This window comes from Aquabacterium sp., from assembly GCF_004297345.1.
Classification (GTDB): Bacteria; Pseudomonadota; Gammaproteobacteria; order Burkholderiales; family Burkholderiaceae_C; genus Aquabacterium.
The window spans coordinates 1-3,978 of record NZ_SCTN01000476.1 but is presented as its reverse complement, the minus strand read 5'-3'; the positions used below and the strand labels follow the sequence as shown (position 1 = coordinate 3,978).

Genomic DNA, 3,978 nt, shown 5'->3' with positions numbered 1-3,978 from the left:
CGCCAAGTACCCCATGGTGCCCGGCCACGAAATCGTGGGGCGCGTGCTGGAGGTCGGGCCTGAGGTGACCCGCTTCAAGGCGGGCGACCGTGTCGGTGTGGGCTGCATGGTCGAGTCCTGCCGCCACTGCGGTGCTTGCGGCAAAGGCTGGGAGCAGTATTGCGAAAACGGTGCGACCTACACCTACAACGGCACCGACCCCATCGACGGAACGCGCACCCATGGCGGCTACAGCGAAAAGATCGTGGTGGCCGAGCACTTCGTGCTCAAGGTACCCGATGCGCTGGACCTCGCCGGGGCAGCGCCCTTGCTGTGCGCCGGCATCACCACCTACTCACCACTGCGCCACTGGAACGTGGGGCCAGGCAGCAAAGTGGCCATCGTGGGCCTGGGCGGCCTGGGCCACATGGGGCTGAAGCTGGCCAAGGCCATGGGCGCAGAGGTCACGCTCTTCAGCCGCTCGCCAGGCAAAGAGGCCGATGCACGTCGTCTGGGTGCCGACCACATTGTCATCTCAACCGATCAGGCACAGATGGCCGCAGCAGCGGGTCAGTTCGATCTGATCGTGGACACGGTGCCGTACAAGCACGACGTGAACCCCTATGTGCCCACGCTCGCGTCTGGTGGCACCATCGTGATGGTGGGTTACCTGGGGCCCCTGGACGACTTCAACACAGGCCCCCTGGTCTTCAGCCGCAAGGGCCTGGCCGGCTCGCTCATCGGTGGCATCGCCGAGACACAAGAGATGCTCGACTTCTGTGGCCAGCATGGCATCCACTCGGACATCGAAATGATCCGCATCCAGGACATCAACGAATCCTATGAACGCATGCTCAAGTCGGATGTGAAGTACCGCTTCGTGATCGACATGGCTTCACTCCAGGAAGAGGTGACGGCATGACAACAAAAACCCATACACCCGTGCTGAACGTCCTGGTGGTGGGCGCCACCGGCAGCATCGGGCGACTCGTGGTGGACGAGGCCTTGCGTCGTGGCCATGTGGTTCGTGCGCTCGTTCGGGATGCCAGCCGCGCCCGTGCGCTGGCCTCTGCCGCGCAGCGTATCGAAGGCGACTTGACCAGGGTGGACACCTTGTTGCCAGCCGTGGAAGGCGTGGACGCCATCGTCTTCACACATGGTGCCAACGGCGGTGGCCGCAACGGTGTCGAACAGGTGGACTACGGCGCCGTTCGCAACATCCTGCAGGCCTTGGGTGGGCGATCCGTTCGCGTGGCCTTGATGACATCCATCGGTGCGACCAATCGGGACGGTGCCTACAACCGGTCCACGCAAGCGCACGATTGGAAGCGCCGGGGCGAGCGCCTGGTCCGCGCCAGTGGCATGCCTTACACCGTCGTTCGCCCCGGTTGGTTTGACTACAACGCCGCAGACCAGCATCGCCTGGTATTCCTGCAAGGGGACAAGCGCCAGGCGGGCGACCCCAGCGATGGCGTGGTGGCGCGACAGCAAATCGCCCAGGTCCTGGTGCACAGCCTCACTTCGGATGCAGCCAGGAACAAGACACTGGAACTGGTGGCCGAGCGCGGCGCAGCCCAGAGCGATCTGGACAGCTTGTTCGGCGCGCTGCTGGTGGACCAGCCCGAGGCGCTGGACGGCATCTTGGACGAGCCCAACATGCCGTTGGTATCTGAACCCGCGCGTGTGAAGGAAGACTATGAACGGCTGCTCGCCACATCGACACCCATCCATGGAGCCATCCCAGATTGGATAGAACACGTATCGGACGAGCAATACCGTGCCGACTTCACTGGCCAAGCGAATTAAGTCACAGGCAAAGGAGCCAGAAATGAAAGAGATCGTTGTTGTTGTCGGTGCGGGATTCATCGGCCAGGCCATCGCCAGGCGCATTGGTGCGGGCAAGCATTTGGTCATCGCCAACCTGACACAGGAAAACTCGCAGCAGGCCGCAGACGCGTTGGCGAACGCAGGATTCGATGTCAGCGCACACGCCGTGGACATCGCTTCTCGCGAATCCGTCCAATCCCTGGTGAACCACGTGACGCAGCTCGGGCGCATCACAGGGTTGGTTCACGCAGCAGGTGTCTCGCCATCGCAGGCGCCCATCGAACGCATTCTGCACGTGGACCTGTATGGCACGGCCTTGCTGCTGGAGTGCTTCGGCGAGGTCATCGCTGAAGGGGGCGCCGGCGTGGTGATCTCATCCCAGTCCGGCCACCGGCTTCCCGCATTGACGCCAGAGCAGGACAAGGCATTGGCCATGACCCCTACGGAGCAACTGCTGCAACTCGACATGCTGCAGCCTGGTCAGGTCAAGGACACGCTGCACGCGTATCAACTGTCCAAGCGCGGCAATGCCTTGCGGGTGATGGCCGAAGCCGTGCGCTGGGGGCAGCGCGGCGCACGGATCAACACCATCAGCCCCGGCATCATCATCACGCCTTTGGCCCGTGACGAATTGAACGGTCCTCGCGGCGCAGGCTACCGGCACATGATCGAAGCGTGTGCCGTGGGACGAGCAGGCACACCGGATGAAGTCGCCAACGTGGCCGCCTTGCTCATGGGGCCTGACGGCGCTTTCATCACGGGCAGCGACTTCCTCATGGATGGTGGCGTGACCGCTGCGTATCGCTTCGGTGCTTTGGCTCCGAACTGAAAACACCCTAGAGGGCTTTTTGCCTACCGAAGGCGGATATTCGACGGCGATAAGCCAAGGCCAGCTTCTGGCCGTGAGTGAGAGTAGGTTAACGGCCCGGAAGCTGTAGACCGATGATGGGCTCGGCAACAGGTTGGCCGCCCGACAAGCTGTTCAACGATCAGTTCACGGACGGCCTGCGCTGCCTTGCGGTCAAACTTCAGTCTGTTCTGAAATCTCCAAGGCGTCATCGACCTCGATGCCCAAGTAGCGCACTGTCGATTCCAGCTTCGAGTGACCGAGCAACAACTGAACTGCGCGCAAATTCTTGGTGCGCCGATAGATCAGCGTTGCCTTGGTTCGTCTCATCGAGTGAGTGCCGTAGTCGGTGGGGTCAAGCCCGAGCTCCTCAACCCAGCCTTCAAGGATTCGTGCGTACTGCCGCGTTCCCAGATGTGGCGAGCCGTGGATTCGACTTGGAAAGAGGAAGTCCTCAGACTTCAGCTTGGCACGTTGGATCCAGGCCTGAACGGCTTCGCGAGCCGCAGTAGTGATTTCGAACTGCACTGGCCGCTGCGTTTTGTGCTGCATGACCATCGCGCGCGATGCAACGTGGTCGCCGTGGCAGACGTCCCGCACCTTGAGACTGACAAGGTCGCAACCGCGAAGTTTGCTATCAATGCCCAAGTTGAAGAGTACGAGTTCGCGAACCCGGTTTTCCATCTGAAGTCGCACGCGGAGTGCCCAGATGTCCTTGAGCTTGAACGGCGCTTTGCTTCACGACCAGACTGACAGAAACATCTAACTTTTCATGCAAAAGGTTCAGAAGCGCAATAGTTGGATGATTGCGTCGCAGAAGTTGGATATTTCCGTCACCTTGGTGTCACCTTGGTACGCTCTTGGAAACGCAACACCTTCTCAACTAACGTAAATTGCCACAATGTATATTATGTCAACTTGCTTATGAGTCGCAACGCATTCACAGGCACCTTGAGATAAACCGTCCCATTCGCCTCCGCAGGCGGCAAATGCCCTGCACGGATGTTGACCTGGATGGACGGCAGGATCAGCCTGGGCATGGACAGCGTCGCGTCCCGTGCCTGCCTGCGAGTCACAAACTCATCTTCGGTCACGCCATCTTTGACATGGATGTTGTGCGCGCGTTGTGATGCAACGGTGTTCACGGCCTCAACCGCACGTTCCGTTGGCGGATAGTCATGGCACATGTACAGCCGGGTTTCGGCCGGCAAAGACAGAATCTGCCGCACCGAGCGGTACAACTGCCGCGCATCTCCGCCCGGGAAGTCGCATCGGGCTGTGCCCACATCCGGCGGAAACAGCGTGTCGCCCACAAAAACGGCATC

The 3,978-nt window shown here is 60.9% G+C and carries 3 protein-coding genes and 2 pseudogenes; 3 read left to right on the top strand and 2 right to left on the bottom strand.

Annotated elements, in window-relative coordinates; genetic code table 11:
- The 3 genes from EPO09_RS18335 to EPO09_RS18325 all read left to right on the top strand — a co-directional run.
- Nucleotides 1-901: NAD(P)-dependent alcohol dehydrogenase (locus EPO09_RS18335; RefSeq protein ID WP_290645321.1), on the top strand; the 901-nt coding region annotated here is incomplete at its 5' end.
- Nucleotides 898-1,785: an SDR family oxidoreductase gene (locus tag EPO09_RS18330; protein WP_290645319.1), complete on the top strand. Its 888-nt coding sequence runs from the start codon at nucleotides 898-900 to the stop codon at nucleotides 1,783-1,785. The genes EPO09_RS18335 and EPO09_RS18330, both read left to right, overlap by 4 nt.
- Before the next feature lie 22 nt (nucleotides 1,786-1,807).
- Entirely contained in the window at nucleotides 1,808-2,635 is an 828-nt protein-coding gene (locus EPO09_RS18325) for an SDR family oxidoreductase (RefSeq protein WP_290645317.1), read from the top strand.
- Nucleotides 2,636-2,827: 192 nt separating this feature from the next.
- Here EPO09_RS18325 and EPO09_RS18320 read toward each other — a convergent pair.
- A pseudogene (locus EPO09_RS18320) lies at nucleotides 2,828-3,388 on the bottom strand (tyrosine-type recombinase/integrase); the annotation flags it as partial.
- Nucleotides 3,389-3,561: 173 nt separating this feature from the next.
- Nucleotides 3,562-3,978 (bottom strand): annotated as a pseudogene (locus tag EPO09_RS18315) (MBL fold metallo-hydrolase); the annotation flags it as partial.